This is a genomic window from Microcoleus sp. A003_D6 (genome assembly GCF_036702825.1).
In the GTDB taxonomy this organism is placed as follows: Bacteria; Cyanobacteriota; Cyanobacteriia; order Cyanobacteriales; family Microcoleaceae; genus Microcoleus.
On the sequence record NZ_JAUBWA010000273.1, the window covers coordinates 1 to 2323 of the forward strand.

3 protein-coding genes are annotated in these 2323 nt (G+C 50.4%); 2 read left to right on the forward strand and 1 reads right to left on the reverse strand.

What is annotated here, in order from left to right; translation table 11 throughout:
* Positions 1–185: 185 nt before the first annotated feature.
* A complete protein-coding gene (locus tag QUB70_RS32345) occupies positions 186–1694 on the reverse strand; it encodes a Ycf66 family protein (protein ID WP_332985893.1) in 1509 nt (502 codons plus the stop codon).
* A 149-nt stretch (positions 1695–1843) separates the two neighbouring features.
* On the opposite strand from QUB70_RS32345, the gene QUB70_RS32350 reads away from it, so the two are divergent.
* Both QUB70_RS32350 and QUB70_RS32355 read left to right on the forward strand, forming a co-directional pair.
* Positions 1844–2020, forward strand: a complete 177-nt coding sequence (locus QUB70_RS32350) for a hypothetical protein (protein WP_332985895.1) — start codon at positions 1844–1846, stop codon at positions 2018–2020.
* A 47-nt stretch (positions 2021–2067) separates the two neighbouring features.
* Positions 2068–2250 (forward strand): hypothetical protein, encoded by a 183-nt coding sequence (locus tag QUB70_RS32355; protein WP_332985896.1) that lies wholly within the window; start codon positions 2068–2070, stop codon positions 2248–2250.
* Positions 2251–2323 lie beyond the last annotated feature (73 nt).

A 2323-nucleotide genomic window follows, 5' to 3' on the forward strand; every position in this document is an offset into this window, starting at 1 on the left:
GGATGTAACGGATGTAACGGATGTAACGGATGTAACGGATGTAACGGATGTAACGGATGTAACGGATTTCAGGAAGAAGGAAGAGGGCAGAAGGAAGAGGGCAGAAGTAAAAAGTAAAAAGTAAAAAGTAAGAAGGTAGAAGGCAGGATCAAAAAAATTCTGCTTTCTACCTTTTGCTTTTTGCCTCAAGATGAGGGCTTATCTTCGTCGGATACCTTCTCCGACTTGGATTCATCGGCCGGTTGAGCAGCTTCTACTAGCTCCGAAGGGGGGGGATTCGGGCGAATCAATTCCGGTTGTTCTCCCTCAGAAGATGGTTTTTTATCTGTGGATTCGATCGAGATCACTGATACTGAAACCGTTTCCACCTGCACGCTCAACCCAGGTTCTCCCGGTACTTCTATCTCTACAGGCTCTGCCACTTCCACCACAGTCATTTCCAGAGATACAGCAGGGGCTTCTGCTTCCGGTACGCCTGCTGCTGCTTCCGGTTCGCTAACAGCAGTCGGGGGTGTCTGGATTTGGGCCGACGATCGATCGTCGATCGAACTTTCCCCTATTTTGCCTGAACTAGCGGTTTCTGCCATCAACTCGGCCATTGCTTCAACATCGGTTGGAAACGGCACTATGCGGCTGGTTTCGACAGCAGTGTTGCTGGTTTCGGCTGCCACTTCGGTGGCGGCATCGGCTAATTCTGATTGGAGAATGGAGTCGATATCAAGTGCAGGAATTGCCGTTATTTTAGATTCAGGTGCGATCGACTCGCTCGTCGCTTTTGGTGTTGGCGTCTGGGGAGTTGCATCAGGCTTGTTTTTACCCGCACTCCGTCCCAACATACCGCCGAGACTATTTTTGAGATTCGCAAACAGACTTCCGAAACCGCCGGATTTTTTAGCTGTTTTGGCAGGAGTTGGGGCCGCCGCCGCTGCTGCCGCCTGCGACTCTTTAACGGCTGTCCTCCATTCTGTTTCTATTTCCTCAAAATCATCCGCTTCAGGCTGCTGTTTGGCTTCTGACTTAGCCTCTGCTGGCTCCACAGTTGGTGCTGCGGCAATTTCTGAAAATTCTAGAGGTAGAGGTAGAGGAGTGAAGCTGCTGGCTAATTCTGCTGGGGTTGGTGAAGTCTCAGCAGCAGGAGTTTCGACTGAAAAGACGGGTATTTCTGCAATTGCAGGTGCTTTGGAGTCGGGAATTTTCAACTCAGGGGCGATCGAACTTTCGGCAATAGTTTGAGGTATTGGGGGAATCCCCGGCTGTCCCTGTACTTTTACCTCGCCCCGATCGCTCGCAGGTGCTGAAACAACATCCGCTTTCGGTTTGGGCGATCGAACAAACTTAGGTTTTTTCGCTGCGGGCTCTTTTTTCTTGCCAAACAAGCCGGCAAACGGCACGCCCGCGGCAGTCAAATTCGCCGACTGAGGAATCGGCGTTTGCCGATCGATTGGCGTCACCAGCCTGCGCAAAGTCAGGGTTTCCCAAGCAAACCAGCCCAACATAGCCACGCCCGCCATTTGACCCAGCAGGAGAGCACCGGTAATTCGCCCCGCACAAGCCCATAAAATTAACGCATAAAAAAGCCCTACCCCGCTCCAGGTAAAATCACTTTTGCGGTGAACTTCTGGAAAAAAGAACGCCGCCATGTAAATACTGAAGCTGCCTAGACCGACGGCCAACGCCAGAATGTATGCAAGCATCTTGTCGGTACCTCCGCTGTGTCAAATAACTTCTACGCGCTAATTCTACCTTTGAGAGAGACTCAACGGCTTCTTTCTCTAGGACAATTCTCGATTTGTAGGGAAGGTTCGGCAATGAAGCGGTGTAAGGGATTTAACGGATTTAACGGATGTTGACGCCAGAAGTCAAGCGTAAAGATTTTCTCACTCTCCCCCACTCCCCCTCTCCCTATCCCCCGTATCCCATCACCCCCTATTCCCATCACCCCCTCCTCAGTCGTGATACGTGTCACTTAACTATGTCCGTGCGATCGCACCAAGCGACTGAGGATGCTTATATGTTGTAGGTGTAAGAGGAATTATGCCCGAGGGCATATGTATTGGAGACAGTGCCATGTTAGAAAAACTGTTGTTATCGGCCGCCTTAACCTTATCGCTTCACATATTTGCCGGAGTCAGCACTTCCGCGCAGTTACCGAAAAATTTGGTATTGCGATCGAGCGATCGCCCTACTCAAACCGTGAAACTTCCCCTCGTTGCAGTACCTGTGGCCATCAAGTCGAACGTCGAATCCTAATAGACCTCTTGCAAAAGTCCTTTTAATCAAATTTTGGAACGGGCAAGATGCCCGTTCCACAAGGAAAAATGTT

What these genes read in the sequence shown, in the direction of transcription:
- QUB70_RS32345 (WP_332985893.1), bottom strand. Translation starts at nt 1,694, where the DNA reads ATGCTTGCATACATTCTGGCGTTGGCCGTCGGTCTAGGCAGCTTCAGT.
- QUB70_RS32350 (WP_332985895.1), top strand. Translation starts at nt 1,844, where the DNA reads ATGTTGACGCCAGAAGTCAAGCGTAAAGATTTTCTCACTCTCCCCCAC.
- QUB70_RS32355 (WP_332985896.1), top strand. Translation starts at nt 2,068, where the DNA reads ATGTTAGAAAAACTGTTGTTATCGGCCGCCTTAACCTTATCGCTTCAC.